This is a genomic window from Streptomyces sp. NPDC005302 (genome assembly GCF_040607345.1).
In the GTDB taxonomy this organism is placed as follows: domain Bacteria; phylum Actinomycetota; class Actinomycetes; order Streptomycetales; family Streptomycetaceae; genus Streptomyces.
Genome location: NZ_JBEXGN010000006.1, coordinates 209,107 through 224,137, shown reverse-complemented (window position 1 = coordinate 224,137; position 15,031 = coordinate 209,107). Strand labels below are relative to the sequence as shown.

The 15,031-nt window shown below is 71.1% G+C and carries 20 protein-coding genes; 10 read left to right on the top strand and 10 right to left on the bottom strand.

Going from position 1 to position 15,031, the window contains the following annotated elements; all coding sequences use genetic code 11:
* The first annotated feature begins 44 nt into the window (after positions 1–44).
* The 3 genes from ABZT74_RS11685 (at position 45) to ABZT74_RS11675 (ending at position 3,586) form a co-directional block, all read left to right on the top strand.
* The gene (locus tag ABZT74_RS11685) at positions 45–1,451 is read left to right on the top strand and encodes a family 2B encapsulin nanocompartment shell protein (protein WP_355882777.1); all 1,407 of its coding nucleotides are present in this window, start codon (positions 45–47) and stop codon (positions 1,449–1,451) included.
* Between the two features lie 220 nt (positions 1,452–1,671).
* Positions 1,672–2,730: a family 2 encapsulin nanocompartment cargo protein polyprenyl transferase gene (locus ABZT74_RS11680; RefSeq protein ID WP_356434282.1), complete on the top strand. Its 1,059-nt coding sequence runs from the start codon at positions 1,672–1,674 to the stop codon at positions 2,728–2,730.
* Between the two features lie 226 nt (positions 2,731–2,956).
* Positions 2,957–3,586, top strand: coding sequence for a GNAT family N-acetyltransferase (locus ABZT74_RS11675; RefSeq protein ID WP_356434279.1), 630 nt, complete (start codon positions 2,957–2,959; stop codon positions 3,584–3,586).
* Here the strand turns inward: ABZT74_RS11675 and ABZT74_RS11670 are convergent.
* The gene (locus tag ABZT74_RS11670; RefSeq protein WP_356434276.1) at positions 3,583–4,203 is read right to left on the bottom strand and encodes a TetR family transcriptional regulator; all 621 of its coding nucleotides are present in this window, start codon (positions 4,201–4,203) and stop codon (positions 3,583–3,585) included. The two genes, ABZT74_RS11675 and ABZT74_RS11670, sit on opposite strands and share 4 nt — an antisense overlap.
* 164 nt (positions 4,204–4,367) lie before the next feature.
* On the opposite strand from ABZT74_RS11670, the gene ABZT74_RS11665 reads away from it, so the two are divergent.
* From ABZT74_RS11665 to ABZT74_RS11650, 4 genes are all read left to right on the top strand, one after another.
* Positions 4,368–4,952: a dihydrofolate reductase family protein gene (locus ABZT74_RS11665; RefSeq protein ID WP_356434273.1), complete on the top strand. Its 585-nt coding sequence runs from the start codon at positions 4,368–4,370 to the stop codon at positions 4,950–4,952.
* Between the two features lie 164 nt (positions 4,953–5,116).
* Positions 5,117–5,530: a YciI family protein gene (locus tag ABZT74_RS11660; protein WP_356166567.1), complete on the top strand. Its 414-nt coding sequence runs from the start codon at positions 5,117–5,119 to the stop codon at positions 5,528–5,530.
* Positions 5,531–5,535: 5 nt separating this feature from the next.
* A complete protein-coding gene (locus ABZT74_RS11655; protein ID WP_356434270.1) occupies positions 5,536–6,762 on the top strand; it encodes a sigma-70 family RNA polymerase sigma factor in 1,227 nt (408 codons plus the stop codon).
* A 10-nt stretch (positions 6,763–6,772) separates the two neighbouring features.
* A complete protein-coding gene (locus ABZT74_RS11650) occupies positions 6,773–7,120 on the top strand; it encodes a DUF952 domain-containing protein (protein WP_356166573.1) in 348 nt (115 codons plus the stop codon).
* A gap of 43 nt (positions 7,121–7,163) precedes the next feature.
* Here the strand turns inward: ABZT74_RS11650 and ABZT74_RS11645 are convergent, their stop codons facing one another.
* The 5 genes from ABZT74_RS11645 to ABZT74_RS11625 form a co-directional block, all read right to left on the bottom strand.
* Positions 7,164–7,919: a VOC family protein gene (locus tag ABZT74_RS11645; protein ID WP_356166576.1), complete on the bottom strand. Its 756-nt coding sequence runs from the start codon at positions 7,917–7,919 to the stop codon at positions 7,164–7,166.
* On the bottom strand, positions 7,916–8,791 hold the full coding sequence (locus ABZT74_RS11640; RefSeq protein ID WP_356166579.1) for a hypothetical protein: 876 nt from the start codon (positions 8,789–8,791) through the stop codon (positions 7,916–7,918). The genes ABZT74_RS11645 and ABZT74_RS11640 overlap by 4 nt, the downstream gene beginning before the upstream one ends.
* Before the next feature lie 116 nt (positions 8,792–8,907).
* The gene (locus ABZT74_RS11635; RefSeq protein ID WP_356434267.1) at positions 8,908–9,327 is read right to left on the bottom strand and encodes a VOC family protein; all 420 of its coding nucleotides are present in this window, start codon (positions 9,325–9,327) and stop codon (positions 8,908–8,910) included.
* Between the two features lie 10 nt (positions 9,328–9,337).
* Entirely contained in the window at positions 9,338–9,718 is a 381-nt protein-coding gene (locus ABZT74_RS11630) for a helix-turn-helix transcriptional regulator (RefSeq protein ID WP_164372013.1), read from the bottom strand.
* Between the two features lie 158 nt (positions 9,719–9,876).
* Entirely contained in the window at positions 9,877–10,290 is a 414-nt protein-coding gene (locus ABZT74_RS11625; protein WP_355882744.1) for an SHOCT domain-containing protein, read from the bottom strand.
* Between the two features lie 182 nt (positions 10,291–10,472).
* On the opposite strand from ABZT74_RS11625, the gene ABZT74_RS11620 reads away from it, so the two are divergent.
* The gene (locus ABZT74_RS11620) at positions 10,473–10,670 is read left to right on the top strand and encodes a hypothetical protein (protein WP_355882741.1); all 198 of its coding nucleotides are present in this window, start codon (positions 10,473–10,475) and stop codon (positions 10,668–10,670) included.
* A gap of 143 nt (positions 10,671–10,813) precedes the next feature.
* On the opposite strand, the gene sodN is transcribed toward ABZT74_RS11620, so the two are convergent.
* The gene (sodN, locus tag ABZT74_RS11615) at positions 10,814–11,209 is read right to left on the bottom strand and encodes a superoxide dismutase, Ni (RefSeq protein ID WP_266846929.1); all 396 of its coding nucleotides are present in this window, start codon (positions 11,207–11,209) and stop codon (positions 10,814–10,816) included.
* Positions 11,210–11,354: 145 nt separating this feature from the next.
* Here sodN and sodX point away from each other — a divergent pair, with 145 nt between their 5' ends.
* On the top strand, positions 11,355–11,786 hold the full coding sequence (gene sodX, locus ABZT74_RS11610; protein ID WP_355882806.1) for a nickel-type superoxide dismutase maturation protease: 432 nt from the start codon (positions 11,355–11,357) through the stop codon (positions 11,784–11,786).
* On the opposite strand, the gene ABZT74_RS11605 is transcribed toward sodX, so the two are convergent.
* A complete protein-coding gene (locus ABZT74_RS11605) occupies positions 11,690–12,319 on the bottom strand; it encodes a CGNR zinc finger domain-containing protein (protein ID WP_355882736.1) in 630 nt (209 codons plus the stop codon). The genes sodX and ABZT74_RS11605 overlap by 97 nt on opposite strands.
* Before the next feature lie 100 nt (positions 12,320–12,419).
* On the opposite strand from ABZT74_RS11605, the gene ABZT74_RS11600 reads away from it, so the two are divergent.
* Positions 12,420–13,178 carry a class I SAM-dependent methyltransferase gene (locus tag ABZT74_RS11600; RefSeq protein WP_356166581.1) on the top strand — a complete coding sequence of 253 codons (759 nt, stop codon included), beginning with the start codon at positions 12,420–12,422 and terminating at the stop codon, positions 13,176–13,178.
* A gap of 107 nt (positions 13,179–13,285) precedes the next feature.
* Here the strand turns inward: ABZT74_RS11600 and ABZT74_RS11595 are convergent, their stop codons facing one another.
* Positions 13,286–14,047, bottom strand: coding sequence for an amino acid ABC transporter ATP-binding protein (locus tag ABZT74_RS11595; RefSeq protein WP_355882730.1), 762 nt, complete (start codon positions 14,045–14,047; stop codon positions 13,286–13,288).
* The gene (locus ABZT74_RS11590) at positions 14,044–15,009 is read right to left on the bottom strand and encodes an amino acid ABC transporter permease (protein WP_356166584.1); all 966 of its coding nucleotides are present in this window, start codon (positions 15,007–15,009) and stop codon (positions 14,044–14,046) included. The genes ABZT74_RS11595 and ABZT74_RS11590 overlap by 4 nt, the downstream gene beginning before the upstream one ends.
* Positions 15,010–15,031 lie beyond the last annotated feature (22 nt).

The window sequence follows — 15,031 nt, the reverse complement described above, 5'->3', positions numbered from 1 at the left end:
GGCTTGCTCTCGAAGATCAGCGCACGACCGGGAGGGCAATTTTCATGTCGGTAGGCGAAGAGGTCCGCGCGGAGCAGAACCGTCCGCAGCAGAGTCTCGGCACAACAGCCGCGCGGAACCTGGCCACCACCACCAAGTCCGCGCCACAGATGCAGGAGATCAGCTCGCGGTGGCTGCTGCGCATGCTTCCGTGGGTGAACGTGCAGGGTGGCACGTACCGCGTGAACCGGCGGCTCAGCTACTCCGTGGGCGACGGCCGCGTGACGTTCGTGAAGACCGGGGACCAGGTCCAGGTCATCCCCGCGGAACTGGGCGAGCTGTCCGTCCTGCGGTCGTACGAGGACCAGGAGGTGCTGGCCGAGCTCGCGGCCCGGTGCCGGCAGCGGGAGTTCGTCCCGGGCGACGTACTGGCCTCGTTCGGAAGCCAGGCCGACGAGGTGTTCCTGCTGGCGCACGGCAAGGTCGAGAAGATCGGCACCGGTCCCTACGGGGACGACGCGGTGCTCGGCGTCCTCGCCGACGGCGCGTACTTCGGGGAGCAGTCCCTGATCGACCCCGAGGCCATCTGGGAGTACACGGCCCGCGCGGTCACGTCGGTGACCGTGCTCGCGCTGCCCCGTCAGGACCTCGAACAGGTCGCGGAGCGTTCCGATTCGCTGCGCGAGCACCTCCAGGCGCTCCGCGCCATCCCGTCGCAGCGCACCAACAAGTACGGCGAGAAGGAGATCGACCTCGCGGCCGGCCACACCGGTGAGTCGGACATCCCCGGAACCTTCGTGGACTACGAGGGCAGCCCTCGCGAGTACGAACTGAGCATCGCCCAGACCGTCCTGCGCCTGCACACGCGCGTGGCCGACCTCTACAACCAGCCGATGAACCAGACGGAGCAGCAGCTCCGGCTCACCGTCGAGGCGTTGAAGGAACGCCAGGAGCACGAGCTCATCAACAACCGGGAGTTCGGCCTGCTCAACAACTGCGAGTACGACCAGCGGCTCCAGCCGCACGACGGCGTGCCCAGCCCCGACGACCTGGACGAGCTGCTCAGCCGCCGCCGCGGAACCAAGATGCTCCTCGCGCACCCGCGGGCGATCTCCGCGATCGGCCGCGAGTTCAACAAGCGCGGACTCGTCCCCGAGAGCATCGAGATGGCGGGCAACCGCATCCCGACGTGGCGGGGCATCCCGATCTTCCCGTGCAACAAGATCCCGGTCACGGACGCCCGTACGACCTCGATCATCGCCCTGCGTACGGGTGAGGCCGAGCAGGGTGTGGTCGGGCTCCAGCAGGCGGGCATCCCGGACGAGATCGAGCCGAGCCTGTCGGTGCGCTTCATGGGCATCAACGAACAGGCGGTCATCTCCTACCTGGTGACGGCGTACTACTCGGCCGCGGTGCTCGTGCCGGACGCCCTCGGCATCCTGGAGAACGTCGAGATCGGCCGCTGGCGGTGACGTTCCGCACGGCGGAACCCGGCGTGCGCCCGTCCTCCGGGGCGGGCGCACCCGGGCAGTCCGTGCCCGGCGGCCGTGACGGCGCCACGATCGGCCCGCTCTGCGAGACGACCGCGGGGGAGACCGTATGACGACGGGGACGAAGCAGGGTCCGGCCGGCATCCCGAACAGGCGGCCTCCGGCCGGGATCCCGGACACGCGAGGCGCCGGCGGGAGGTCCATGGGACGACACGGTGAGCGGCGGGCGGTGCCGGGTCCGCCCGAAGGGCAGGAGGCCGTGGACGTCCTGGAGCGTGCCCGGGCGCTCGTCGACCCCGAGCTGCGCAGGGCCATCGACTCGCTGCCCGGTTCGATGCGCAGGGTCGCGCTCTACCACTTCGGCTGGGAGCACGCGGACGGCACTCCGGCCGCGGGCAACGCGGGCAAGGCCATCCGGCCGGCGCTCGTCCTGACCGCGGTGCGGGCGCTCGGCGGACAGCAGGCGGCGGCCGTCCGCGCGGCCGCGGCGATGGAGCTGATCCACAACTTCACCCTGCTCCACGACGACGTGATGGACCGGGACACCACGCGCAGACACCGCCCCACCGCGTGGACCGTGTTCGGCGACGCCGACGCGATCCTCGCCGGGGACGCGTTGCAGGCACTGGCCCAGCAACTGCTCGCCGAGGATCCGCACCCCGCGTCCGCGGCGGCCGCGGCCCGGCTCGCGGGCTGCGTCGTCGAACTGTGCGCCGGCCAGCACACGGACACGGCCATGGAGAAGCTCGGCCCGGACGAGGTCACCCTCGACGAGTGCCTCGCCATGGCCGAGGCGAAGACGGGCGCCCTCATCGGGTGCGCCTGCGCCCTCGGGGGGCTGTACGCCGGGGCGGACGCGCAGGACGTCGACGCGCTCGACGCGTTCGGACGGGAGGCCGGGCTCGCGTTCCAGCTCATCGACGACGTGATCGGGATCTGGGGGGACCCGAGCCGCACCGGCAAGCCCGCCGGGGCGGACCTCGTCGCCCGCAAGAAGTCCCTGCCGGTGGTCGCGGCGCTCGGGTCGGGCACCCCGGCAGCCGTCGAGCTGGCCGAGTTGTACGGAGCGCCCTACCGGGAAGGAGAGCTGGAGCGCACGGTGCTCGCCATCGAGCGGGCCGGAGGCCGTGACTGGGCGCAGGCCCAGGCGGCGGACCGGATGGCGCGGGCGATGCACGAACTGTCCCGGGCGGTCCCCGATCCGGAGGCGGCGGGAGGCCTCCTCGCACTCGCCGAGTTCGTGACCCGGCGCAGCAGCTGACCGGCCCCGGCCGGTGGAAGACCCCGGAGCCCCGGGCACCGTACGGAACCTGACCGCCGTACGGTGCCGGACTCCGGTGAGCGGGTCCCGCACATCCCCACGGCGTGCGGGGCCCGCGCCTTTTCCCTCGGTCCGCACCCAGCAGGGGCCCGACCGGATCGGGCCCGCGTACTAGGCTCAACCTCCGTACGATCAAGGGCGGTTGGGGCGAGGGGTGGGGCAGGTCATGGGTGTGGCGATCCGGGTGGCGGACAGCGGTGACCGGGAGCTGGTCGTCCGGCTGCTGGACGAGGCGTTCCAGGACGATCCGGTGAGCGGCTGGGTCTTCCCCGACCCCGCGGACCGCCGGGCGACCCATCACCGGCTGATGGCCGCGTTCACCGACATCGTGCTCGCCGAGGGCCGGGTCGACCTGGCCGAGGACGGTTCGGCGTGCGCGCTGTGGCTGGACGTCCCCGCCGGGGATCACGACGGCGGGGAGGGGGAGACGCCGGGCGAGGACGGCCCCGCGCAGCTGCGTGCAGCCGTCGACCCGGACAACGAACGCGTCGAGCTGATCGGCCGGCTCACGGCGGACGTCCACCCCTCCGGCCGCGCGCACACCTACCTCTGGATGATCGCGGTGTCGCCGGAGCGCCAGGGCGAGGGACTCGGCAGCGCGCTCATGGAGCCTGTGCTCGACCGCTGCGACCGCGAGGGCCTCGCCGCCTACCTGGAGGCGAGCAACGCCCGCAGCCGCGCCCTGTACGAGCGCCTCGGATTCGTCCTCACGGGCGGCCCGCTCGACCTGCCCGACGGCCCGCGCATGTGGCCGATGTGGCGCGAACCGCGCGCGGGGCGGCAGGTCACGAGCTAGTCCCGCTCCTCGTTCCCGTCTCCGGCGCGGACCTCGGGGACGATCGTGGTCACGATCTGTTCGAGGAGGGCGTCCGGTACGGCCACGCCGGGCAGGACGCCCTCCAGGACGCCGGGCAGGGTGAGGTGTTCCAGGAGCAGGCCGAGGACCGCGAGGTAGAGGACGGCCACGGTCGGGTCCCCGCCGGGCAGCCCGGCGTCCCGGTGGAACTCCATCGCCTGTTCCAGATCGCCGCGCACCGACGCCGTGTACGAGGCGCGCAGGGCCGGGCGGCGGGTCGCTTCCAGGCGCATCTCGAAGAGGGCGAGGTAGCCCGTGCGGTCGCGGGTCGCCCGGCCCACCAGGTCGCGCATGAACTCCAGGACGAGGGCGCGGTCGCGGGGGGCCTCCAGCAGAGCGGCCAGGACCGCGGGGTCCGGGGCCAGCCGTCGGTGGAGGTGGCTGTCGACCTGGTTCAGCAGATCGTCGCGGTCGGTGAAGTAGTTCGACGCCGTACCCACCGGAACCGCGGCCTCCGCGTCCACCGCGCGGAACGTCAGTCCCCGGGCACCCTCCCGGGCCAGCACCGCCACCGCCGCGTCGACGAGGGCTGCCCTGCGCTCGATGTTCCTGGCCATGCCGGTTCCTCTCCCCGAGCCGCTCCGGCCTCCCGGCGTCAGGCCGGCGGGACTTCCGGAGGCGGACTCGTCAATCCCCTTGAACCACTACGGATGAAGCACTATAACTGAAGTGGTTCGGCAGGAGCCGTCCAACACGATGCCGCCTCGGAAGAGAGACCCGCTTGCGCAAGCTCTCCTACTTCGTCGCCTGCTCGATCGACGGCTTCATCGGCGATCCCGGCGGCGACGCACACCCCTTCATGCCGTTCGTCGACGAGGAGTTCCTCGCCTTCCTGAAGGCGGAGTATCCCGAGACCGTCGCGACCCACGGCCGCCGCGCCCTCGGCATCGACGACCTGGAGAACCGGGCCTTCGACACGGTCGTCCAGGGCCGGGCCAGCTATCAGGTGGCCCTCGACATCGGAGTGACCAGCCCCTACGCACATCTGCGCCAGTACGTCGCCTCCCGCACCCTCACCGAGTCGCCCGACCCGGCCGTCCGGATCGTCGCCGACGACGTCGTCGGCACCGTCCGCGAACTCAAGGCGGAGGACAGCGAGTTCGGCATCTACCTGTGCGGCGGCTCGCAGCTCGCCGGTGAGCTGATGGACGAGGTCGACGAACTGGTCGTCAAGACGTACCCGGTGGTCCTGGGCTCCGGGATGCCGATGTTCGGCTCCGGATTCGACGTCGGCGTGTTCACCCTCGACGAGCTGCGGATCTTCGGGAACGGCGTCATCGTGCGGACCTACGGCAGAAAGCGCTGAATCCGCCGTCCCCCTACCCTGAAAGCAGGGAACGGCCCGCCCCCGAAAAAGAAACCGACGTCGTGGACCCCGTCGTGTCGAGAACCGCGGACCGGCTCCGACGTCCCCTGTGAGAGCCGCCCCGCACGGGTGGCCCGAGCCGAGGAAACAGAAGGAGCGGACTCATGAAGTACCTGGTGATGGTGCAGGGAACGCAGGCCGACTACGCGAGCATGCGGGGCGACACCTCCGCCCGGCCGCCGGTCTGGAACGAGGAGGAGATCCAGGCCATGTACGCGCACATGGGCGCGATCAGCGACGACCTCTCCGAATCGGGCGAGCTGGTCGACGCTAACGGCCTGCTCGAACCCGCGAGGACCCGCCTGGTGGGCCGCGGCGCGGACGGTGAGGTCGTGATCACCGACGGCCCGTACAGCGAGACGAAGGAACTGATGGCCGGCTACTGGGTCCTCGACTGCGCGAGCCTGGAGCGGGTCACCGAGATCGCCGCGCGCGTGACCGCCTGCCCCGCCCCGAAGGGCGCCCCCGAATACCCGGTGGTCATCCGGCCCATCGCGGACGGGGCCGGGGACATCTGAGCGGGATGAGCGGCACGACCGAGGTCGAGGACCTGCTGCGCCGCCACGCGCCGCAGGTCCTCGGTGCGCTGGTCCGCCGCTACGGGCACTTCGACGCCGCCGAGGACGCGGTCCAGGAAGCGCTGCTGGCGGCGGCCGGCCAGTGGCCCGACAAGGGAGTGCCGGACAACCCGCGCGGCTGGCTGATCAAGGTGGCCTCACGGCGGCTCGTCGACGCCCTGCGCGCGGAACAGGCGCGCCGGCTGCGGGAGGAGAAGGCGGCGGCGCTCACACCGCGCGACGCGTTCACCGCACCGCCGCCCGGCGCCGGCCGTGCCCCGTCCGAGGACGACACGCTGACGCTCCTCTTCCTGTGCTGCCACCCCGACCTGACCCCGCCGGCCCAGATCGCGCTCACCCTGCGCGCCGTCGGCGGACTCACCACGGCGGAGATCGCGCGGGCCTGGCTGGTGCCCGAGGCGACCATGGCGCAGCGGATCAGCCGCGCCAAGCGGAAGGTGCGGGGCGTACGGTTCGCCCGCCCCGAGCGCTGGGAGGAACGACTCCCCGCCGTCCTGCACACCCTCTACCTGATCTTCAACGAGGGCTACACGGCCACCTCCGGGACCTCCCTGCAACGGGCCGAACTCGCCGGTGAGGCCATCCGGTTGACGCGTACGGTCCGCCGGCTGCTGCCCGAGGACGGTGAGGTGGCCGGACTGCTCGCGCTGCTGCTGCTCACCGACGCCCGCCGCGCCGCGCGCACCGGACCGCACGGGGACCTGGTCCCCCTCGACGAACAGGACCGCGACCGCTGGGACAAGGCGGCGATCGAGGAGGGCGTGGCCCTGGTGACGGAGGCGCTGGCACGAGGACGGGCGGGCCCGTACCAGCTGCGGGCCGCCATCGCCGCCGTCCACGACGAGGCGCCCGCGCCGGAGGCGACGGACTGGGCCGAGATCCTCGGTCTGTACGACGTCCTCGTCCGCCAGGTCCCCGGTCCCGTCGAGCAGCTCAACCGCACCGTCGCCGTGGCCATGGTGCACGGCCCGCGCGTGGCCCTCGCCGAACTCGACCGGCTGGAGGACGCGTCGGCCGCCGGGCACCGGCTGGACGCCGTCCGCGGTCATCTGCTGGAGCGCGCGGGGGACGCACCGGGAGCCCGCGCCGCCTACCTGTCCGCCGCCGGCCGGACCCTCAGCCTCCCGGAACGCCGCTATCTGGAAGCGCGCGCGGCCCGGCTGAGGCCGTAGCGTTCGTCCCATGTCCGAACCCCTGCTGCACCTGACCGAGCGCTCCCTGTGGGACGCGGCCCGCGCCTCCGGCGCCTTCGAGATGTCCACCCGCGGCCGGACCCTCCAGGAGGAGGGCTTCATCCACTGCTCGCTGCGCCACCAACTCCAGCCGGTGGCAACGATGTTGTACGGCTCCTACACCGGCCCGGATGAACTGGTGGTCCTGGTCGTCGACCCCGAACGGCTCACCGTGCCGGTCCGCTTCGAGGCGATGGAGCCCGGCGGCGAGGAGTTCCCGCACGTCTACGGGCCGATCCCGGCCGACGCCGTCGTGGACGTGGAGCTCTGGAACCCGGGAGCGACGCCCTCGCGGTGACGAACCCCGCCGCCCGGACCTCGGCCGCCCGGCTCTTCGCCTTCTACGGCAGGCTGCCCGTAGCGGGGTCGCGGCCGGTCAGGCAGTAGGTGCCGCCGGCCGGGTCCCGCATCACCGTCCAACGGGCGCCCCGGCCGACCTCCCTCGCCCCGAGCGTCTCGTGGTGGGCCCGTACCGCGTCGACGTCCGAGCAGGCGAGGTCGAGGTGGGCGGCGGCGGGCCGGTCGGTGCCCAGGCGCTGCAGCAGGACGCGCAGCGGCAGCCCGGCGGGCTGCCGGACCACGTGGAACTCGGGGAGCGCGCCCGCGAGGGACTCCCAGCCGGTCAGCCCGGCCCAGAAGGCGGTCTCGGCGGCGTAGGCACCCGGCGCCACGTCGAGACACACCTGGTCGAGCCGGCTCGTCGCACCGCCCGGCGCCCCGGTCACCGGCGGGCGCACGGACTCGCCCTGCCAGGGCACCGCGCAGAACAACTGCCCGCCGGGGGACCGCAGTACGGCCCAGCCGTCATGGCCGGCGACGACCTCGGCACCCAGCCCGAGCGCCCACTCCACCAGGGCCGGCACGTCCTCGACGGACAGGTCGAGATGCGCGCCCCCGGGGCCGTCGCCGACGCCCTGCGCCTTCACGCAGGGGTCCGATCCGTCGGGCAGCAGCGTCACGAACTCGCCCCGGTCGCCGCGCGGTTCGGAGACGGCCGTGCCGGTGACCGCGGTCCAGAAGGCCAGCGCGGCCCCGAGATCCGGCACCGGCCGGTCGATGAAGACATGGGTCCACCGGATCATCGGTCGGGTGCTCATCGAGGACGCTCCTCCTGTCGTACGGACGTCGTGGCTCGTACCGTCTCCCGGCCGATCAGCGCGTGCAACGACGTTTTCATCCGTGAGACGAAGGCGTCCCGCGCCTCGGGGGAGAGGACGTCCAGGGAGAGGTAGGGGTTGAGGTCCTCCAGCTCGACGAGGAGCAGTTCACCGCCCGGGGCCCGGCAGGCGTCGACGCGCTGGATGCCGTGCGTGATGTCGTTCCAGTCGACGAACCGCTGCGCGAACTCCCGGTCCTCGTCGGTGGGTTCGTAGGGCTCCAGGGCCCACCGCCGCTCCGGGTCCGGTGCGTACAGGGCGTACTGGAGGGTGTCGTCGACGAAGTAGAAGGACACCTCGTACCGGAAGTCGATGCGCGGCTGGACGAGGAGGTCGCCGAACGGCAGCCCGGCCAGCCGGTCGCGCTCCACGAACTCCAGGCCGATCGAGTCCGCGCCCTGCTTCGGCTTCACCGCGTAACTGTCCGCCTCCGGCAGCCGGTCCAGGTCGGCCGCGCGGTCCACGGTGGGGATGACCGGGAACCCGGCGGCGGTCAGCTCCAGCAGATACCCCTTGCCGGCCATGTCGCCCTTGCCGGACAGCTGGTTGTAGACCCGCACACCGTCCGCGAGCGCCTGCTCGCGGAACGCCTCGTACGCCGCCTGATGGTGCAGGACGGGTCCGCTGTTGCGGACGACCACGGCGTCGAAGCCGGCCATCAGCGCGGCCGCGTCCAGCGGATGGCACACGGCGATGTCGAAGTCCTCGCGCAGCCGCGCGGTGAGGGCGATGTCCTCGTCGCAGTACCGCCGGCCCTTGGCCGGATAGGCCAGGTCGCTGACGTAGAGGACACGGGGGCGCGCGGACGGCACGGGGACTCCTCGAAGGACGCTCGGGCGGCTCGGCCCGCGGACGCGCCGCGGGCACACGCACGTAGTCTCCCTCCCGCCCGTGCCCCGGCACCCGGCGCCCCGGGCGGTCCGCGGGGTCAGCCGTCGCGGCGGGTCTCCGCGAACCGCAGCAGGTTGCCCGCCGGATCGCGGAAGGCGCAGTCCCGCAGGCCGTACGGCTGGTCGGCGGGCTCCTGGAGGACCTCGGCGCCCGAGGCGCGGACGCGCTCGAAGAGGCCGTCGCAGTCGGTCGTCGAGAAGATGACCCCGCGCAGCATGCCCTTGGCCAGCAGCTCCGCCATGGCCTGCTTGTCCGCGGGGGAGGCGTCCGGGTCCGCCGCCGGGGGCTCCAGGACGATCTCCACGTCGGGCTGGAGCGGCGAACCGACCGTGAGCCAGCGCATCCCCTCGAACCCGACGTCGCCCCGGACCTCCAGGCCCAGCACATCGCGGTAGAAGGCGAGCGCCTTGTCATGGTCGTCGACGGAGATGAAGCACTGGGAGAGTTTCAGGTCCATGCGGTCCAACCTAGAGCCGCGTGCCCGGTTCCGCCTCGGGGTTGCGGTGGCGGGCCGGGCGGGTCATCCGGCGGGCCACGCAGGACGGAATGGGTGCGCCGTGGTCGTGCGGACGGGCCCGGTAGGCGCTCGGCGTCTCGCCGACCAGCTCCGTGAACCGCGAGCTGAACGAACCGAGCGAAGTGCACCCCACGGCGAAGCACACCTCTGTCACCGTCATGTCGCCGCGCCGCAGCAGCGCCTTCGCCCGCTCGATCCGGCGGGTCATGAGGTACGTGTACGGCGTCTCGCCGAAGGCGTCACGGAAGCTGCGCTGGAAGTGGCCCGGCGACATCAGCGCCGTCCGCGCGATGGTCGCGATGTCCAGCGGCTCCGCGAACTCGCGGTTCATCCGGTCACGGGCCTTGCGGAGCCGGACCAGGTCTTCCAGGAGTCTGGGATTTCCCACCCGCCCAGAATGACACGGGCCACCGACAACGGGCCCCGAACGCCCGCGAACGCCCCGTGACCGCCGGGCCGGCGGCCCGGCGGTCGGGCGACAACGACGGGTCAGGCGGCCAGGACCTTGGCCTTGGCCTGCTCGAACTCCTCGGACGTGAGGTGACCGCTGCTCTTGAGCTCGGCGAGCTTCGCGAGTTCGTCGGCCTTGCCGGTGGACCCGGCTGTCTCACGGATGTAGGACTGCACGTCCTCCTGGCTCCTCTGGATGCGCTTCGCCTCGCGCTCGCCCATCCCGCGGCCCCGCGCGATCAGGTACACGAAGATGCCCAGGAAGGGCAGGATCACCACGAAGACGCACCAGCCGGCCTTGCCCCAGCCGTTCAGCTCGTCGTCGCGGAAGATGTCCCCGATGACGCGGAAGAGCAGCATGAACCACAGGATCCACAGGAAGAACCACATCGTGGTCCAGAAGACGTTCAGCAGGGGATAGTCCGCTGCCAGGTCGAACGTAGAGCCGTTCATGGTCGAACTCCTGTCGTTGTACGACATCGCCACGCTCGACCACAGTGCGTCGACGGCCCGCACGACCGCCTCACCCCCGGCGGGTGAGCTGGGGAGTCCCCGGAGGGCAGACGATGACAGGGGATCGCAGCGGACCCCGGCGGACCCGGCCCCCGAACCCCGGTCCTGAGGGAAGTGCTCGTATGCGCTACGAATTCCGCGTCGCCGGCATCGTGTCGGACACGCTCGTCTCGGCGTTCTCCGAGCTGGACAGCGTGCCCACGGCGGAACAGACGCTGTTCTTCGGTCACGTCATCGACGACGCCCATCTGCACGGGCTGCTCAGCCGGTTCCAGGCGCTCGGCCTGCGCGTGATCGAACTGCGCCGGCTGCCCGCGTGACCGTGACAGCAGAACGCACCCGGACCGCCGGGCCACCGAGTTCGGTGGCCCGCGGACCAGGTGCGTGTCGCGAGACGTGCGGCCGGACGAACCGCAGGTCGGCGCGGCCGGACCCGGAGGTCCGGCACCCCACAGGACCGGGGTCAGGCCTGCTTGGTCTCCCAGAAGATCTTGTCGATCTGGGCGATGTAGTCGAGGGCCTTCTGGCCGGTCGCCGGGTCGGCGGACGCCTTGGCGGCCGAGAGGGCCTTCAGGGTGTCGTTGACCAGCTGGTGCAGCTCCGGGTACTTCTCGAAGTGCGGGGGCTTGAAGTAGTCGCTCCAGAGCACCGACACGTGGTGCTTGGCGAGCTCGGCGCGCTGCTCCTTGATGACAACGGCGCGAGCCTGGAACTGCGCGTCGTCGTTTCCGGCCATCTTTTCCTGGACGGCCTTCACCGACTCCGCCTCGATGCGGGCCTGGGCCGGGTCGTACACGCCGCAGGGCAGGTCGCAGTGCGCGCTGACCTTCACCTTGGGGGCAAACAGGCGGGAGAGCATTGAGCTGTCCTTCCTCGTGATCGTCTTCTCAGGTGGGACATTACTCCGTAGGAGACCTGTTTTCGCGAGTGCCCCCATGGGCTTAGGACAAAAGTCCAGGGTGAGACTGGGACTGGTGGAGGATGGAACCGGGGAGGTGCCGGTGATGCCGGAGCTGTCGCAGGAGACCGAGCAGGGGAGGGCCCTGCTGCCGTTCGGGGCGGCGGAGGTGACGGGCCCGTCCATGGTGCCCACGCTCCAGCACGGGGATCGGCTCGTGGTGCAGTGGGGTGCGCGGGTGGGGCCGGGTGACGTGGTCGTCCTGCGGCATCCCTTCCAGCAGGACCTGCTCGTCGTGAAGCGGATCGCGGAGCGGCGCGAGGGCGGCTGGTGGGTGCTGGGCGACAACGCGTACGCGGGCGGGGACAGTACCGACTACGGAACCGTTCCCGAGGACCTCGTCCTCGGGAAGGTGCGGTTCCGGTTCCGGCCGCCGGCCGGTCAGCGCTCGCCGTTCGCCGTCGCCCGCTGGGTGCTGGTCGCCGCCAGGCCGGTGCTGTCCGCCCGGTCGGCCTCCAGGCGCTTGCGGGCACGGTAGGCCGCGACGTTGGCGCGGGTCGCGCAGCGGTCCGAGCAGTAGCGCCGGGAGCGGTTGGTCGAGGTGTCCAGGTAGGCGTTGCGGCACGGCGCCGCCTCGCACAGGCCGAGCCGGTCCACGCCGTACTCGGTGAGGTGGAAGGCCAGGCCCATCGACGCGATCGCCGCGTAGCCCGCGGTCGCGTTCGAGGGGTGGTCCGCCAGGTGCATGTGCCACAGCGGCCTGTCGTCGTCGTCGCGGTGGTCGTGCCCGGAGATCTGCGGGCTCACCGGGAATTCCAGGAGCAGCGAGTTCAGCAGGTCCACCGCGAGGGTCTCGTCACCGCCGTCGGCCGCCTCGAAGACCGCGCGCAGCCGGGCCCGTACGGAGCGGAAGCGGGTGACGTCCGCCTCCGCCGCGCGGCGGGCCGCCGAGGCGTTGCCCTCGAACAGGTCGCGGACGGCCTCGACCGAGGTCAGCGTGTCCTTGCCGCGGGCCGGTTCCTCGCTGTTGACGAGACGGACGGCGTAATCCGCGTAATAGGCCAGTTCCACTTGTAGTCCTTACGGAGGCGCTCTATCGTCGTGACGGCGGTCAGGTAACAGATGATCGCCATTACAGGGTATTACGTGGTCGAGTGGAGAAGAGGCTTTCATGGCCATCGGCACCGGAACGGACTGGCACGCCTGGCAGCGCAGCTGGGACCGCCAGCAGGAGTGGTACATGCCGGACCGCGAGGACCGCTTCACGGTCATGCTCGACCTGACCGAGGCGCTCGTCGGCCCCGCTCCCCGCGTCCTCGACCTGGCCTGCGGCACCGGCACCATCACCGCCCGGCTGCTCGACCGCCTCCCCGGAGCCACCAGCACCGGCGTCGACCTCGACCCCGCGCTGCTCACCATCGCCGAGGGCACCTTCGCCGGCGACGACCGGGTCTCCTTCGTGACGGCCGATCTCAAGGACCCCGAGTGGCGCACCCGGCTGCCGTACGACACGTACGACGCCGTGCTGACCGCCACGGCCCTGCACTGGCTGCACAGCGAACCCCTCGCGGTCCTCTACGGCCGGATCGCGGAACTCGTCCGCGACGGCGGTGTCTTCATGAACGCCGACCACATGATCGACGAGACGACGCCCAGGATCAACGCGGCGGACCGGGCCCTGCGGCACGCCCGGATGGACGAGGCCCGGGAGACCGGCGCCCTCGACTGGGCCGAGTGGTGGAAGGTGGCCGCGCAGGACCCCGTCCTCGCCGGCCCCACCGCCCGCCGCTTCGAGATCTACGGCGAGCACGCCGACGGCGACACCCCCTCCGCCGAGTGGCACGCGCGCGTGCTGTGCGAGAAGGGCTTCACGGAGGCCCGCGCGGTGTGGCGCTCGCCCTCGGACGCGGTGGTGCTGGCGGTCAAGTAGCCGCGCGGAGCGCCGCCGGGGCACGCGGAAGGGGCGGTACGGGAATCCCGTACCGCCCCTTTTCCCTCCGCACCTCGCCGCACCTCGCGCGCGAGGAAGGCCTTCGGTCAGAGGACCTTCGACAGGAACGACTTGGTGCGCTCGTGCTGCGGGTCCGTCAGGACGTCGCGGGGGTTGCCGGACTCGACGACCACACCGCCGTCCATGAAGACCAGGCTGTCCCCGACCTCACGGGCGAAGCCCATCTCGTGCGTGACGACGACCATCGTCATGCCGGACTCGGCGAGGTCGCGCATGACGTCGAGGACGTCACCGACCAGCTCCGGGTCCAGGGCCGAGGTCGGCTCGTCGAAGAGCATCAGCTTCGGGTCCATGGCCAGCGCGCGGGCGATCGCCACACGCTGCTGCTGGCCGCCGGAGAGCTGCGAGGGGTAGCTGCGCGCCTTGTCGGACAGGCCGACGCGTTCGAGCAGCTCCATCGCCCGGTGGTGGGCGTCCGACTTCTTCGCGCCCTTCACCTGGATCGGGGCTTCCATGACGTTCTCGATCGCCGTCATGTGCGGGAACAGGTTGAAGCGCTGGAAGACCATGCCGATGTCCCGGCGCTTCAGCGCGACCTCCCTGTCCTTCAGCTCGTAGAGCTTGTCGCCCTTCTGGCGGTAGCCGACCAGTTCGCCGTCGACGTACAGCCGGCCGGCGTTGATCTTCTCCAGGTGGTTGATGCACCGCAGGAAGGTCGACTTGCCGGAGCCGGACGGGCCGATGAGGCAGAACACCTCACCGGTGCGTACCTCCAGGTCGATGCCCTTGAGGACCTCCAGCGGACCGAAGGACTTGTGGACGCCCTCGGACTTCACCATCGCGGTCATGCGTTGCCCCTCTCACGGCCCAGACCGAGCATGTTCGCCTTGATCTTCTGGAAGACGGTCGGCGGCAGGCTGCGGCTGGAACCGCGTGCGTAGTAGCGCTCCAGGTAGTACTGGAAGACGCTGAACACACTGGTCATGGCCAGGTACCAGATGGAGGCGACGAACAGCATCTCCATGACGGCGTACGACGTGGAGCCGATCGCCGAGGTGGAACGCAGCAGTTCGTTGTAGGTGACCGCGTACACCAGCGACGAGGTCTTCAGCATGTTGATGAACTCGTTGCCGGTCGGCGGCACGATCACGCGCATCGCCTGCGGGATCACGATCCGGAACAGCGTCTTGGTGTGGCTCATGCCCAGGGCGTGCGACGCCTCCGTCTGGCCCTCGTCCACGGCCAGCAGGCCGGCGCGGCAGATCTCGGCCATGTACGCGGCCTCGTTCAGACCGAGACCCAGCAGGGCGCACATGAACGGAGTCATGACGTCCGTCATCTCGTTCTTGTAGATCGGACCGAGATTGAGGACCGGGAAGATCAGCGCCAGGTTGAACCAGAGCAGCAGCTGGACGTAGACCGGGGTGCCGCGGAAGAACCAGATGTACAGCCAGGCGACCGTGCTCGTCACCGGGTTCTTCGAGAGCCGCATGACCGCGAGGATGATGCCCAGCACCACACCGACGACCATGGCGAGCACACTGATCAGCAGCGTGCGGCCGGCGCCCTGGACGACGCTGGACACGAAGAGCTGGTCGCCGACCGTGTGCCACTGGATGTTGCCCTGCGAGAACGCGTAGCCGAGCGCCACCAGGAGCACGACGACGACGACACCGCTGACCCACCGGCCGTAGTGGCGGACGGGAATCGCCTTGATGGACTCCGGAGGCAGCCCTGAGGCCGCGTCCTTCGTCACCGTGCCGCCCGGAGGCGGGGTGTCCTCGGGGGACTTGTCGAGTTTGTCAGTCATGTGACTGCCCTTCAGTGGTGCG

Excerpts from the sequence above, each read along its gene's own strand:
- ABZT74_RS11685 (WP_355882777.1), top strand. The coding sequence starts at position 45 with ATGTCGGTAGGCGAAGAGGTCCGCGCGGAGCAGAACCGTCCGCAGCAG.
- ABZT74_RS11680 (WP_356434282.1), top strand. The coding sequence starts at position 1,672 with ATGGGACGACACGGTGAGCGGCGGGCGGTGCCGGGTCCGCCCGAAGGG.
- ABZT74_RS11675 (WP_356434279.1), top strand. The coding sequence starts at position 2,957 with ATGGGTGTGGCGATCCGGGTGGCGGACAGCGGTGACCGGGAGCTGGTC.
- ABZT74_RS11670 (WP_356434276.1), bottom strand. The coding sequence starts at position 4,203 with ATGGCCAGGAACATCGAGCGCAGGGCAGCCCTCGTCGACGCGGCGGTG.
- ABZT74_RS11660 (WP_356166567.1), top strand. The coding sequence starts at position 5,117 with ATGAAGTACCTGGTGATGGTGCAGGGAACGCAGGCCGACTACGCGAGC.
- ABZT74_RS11655 (WP_356434270.1), top strand. The coding sequence starts at position 5,536 with ATGAGCGGCACGACCGAGGTCGAGGACCTGCTGCGCCGCCACGCGCCG.
- ABZT74_RS11650 (WP_356166573.1), top strand. The coding sequence starts at position 6,773 with ATGTCCGAACCCCTGCTGCACCTGACCGAGCGCTCCCTGTGGGACGCG.
- ABZT74_RS11645 (WP_356166576.1), bottom strand. The coding sequence starts at position 7,919 with ATGAGCACCCGACCGATGATCCGGTGGACCCATGTCTTCATCGACCGG.
- ABZT74_RS11635 (WP_356434267.1), bottom strand. The coding sequence starts at position 9,327 with ATGGACCTGAAACTCTCCCAGTGCTTCATCTCCGTCGACGACCATGAC.
- ABZT74_RS11630 (WP_164372013.1), bottom strand. The coding sequence starts at position 9,718 with ATGAACCGCGAGTTCGCGGAGCCGCTGGACATCGCGACCATCGCGCGG.
- ABZT74_RS11625 (WP_355882744.1), bottom strand. The coding sequence starts at position 10,290 with ATGAACGGCTCTACGTTCGACCTGGCAGCGGACTATCCCCTGCTGAAC.
- ABZT74_RS11620 (WP_355882741.1), top strand. The coding sequence starts at position 10,473 with ATGCGCTACGAATTCCGCGTCGCCGGCATCGTGTCGGACACGCTCGTC.
- sodN (WP_266846929.1), bottom strand. The coding sequence starts at position 11,209 with ATGCTCTCCCGCCTGTTTGCCCCCAAGGTGAAGGTCAGCGCGCACTGC.
- sodX (WP_355882806.1), top strand. The coding sequence starts at position 11,355 with ATGCCGGAGCTGTCGCAGGAGACCGAGCAGGGGAGGGCCCTGCTGCCG.
- ABZT74_RS11600 (WP_356166581.1), top strand. The coding sequence starts at position 12,420 with ATGGCCATCGGCACCGGAACGGACTGGCACGCCTGGCAGCGCAGCTGG.
- ABZT74_RS11595 (WP_355882730.1), bottom strand. The coding sequence starts at position 14,047 with ATGACCGCGATGGTGAAGTCCGAGGGCGTCCACAAGTCCTTCGGTCCG.
- ABZT74_RS11590 (WP_356166584.1), bottom strand. The coding sequence starts at position 15,009 with ATGACTGACAAACTCGACAAGTCCCCCGAGGACACCCCGCCTCCGGGC.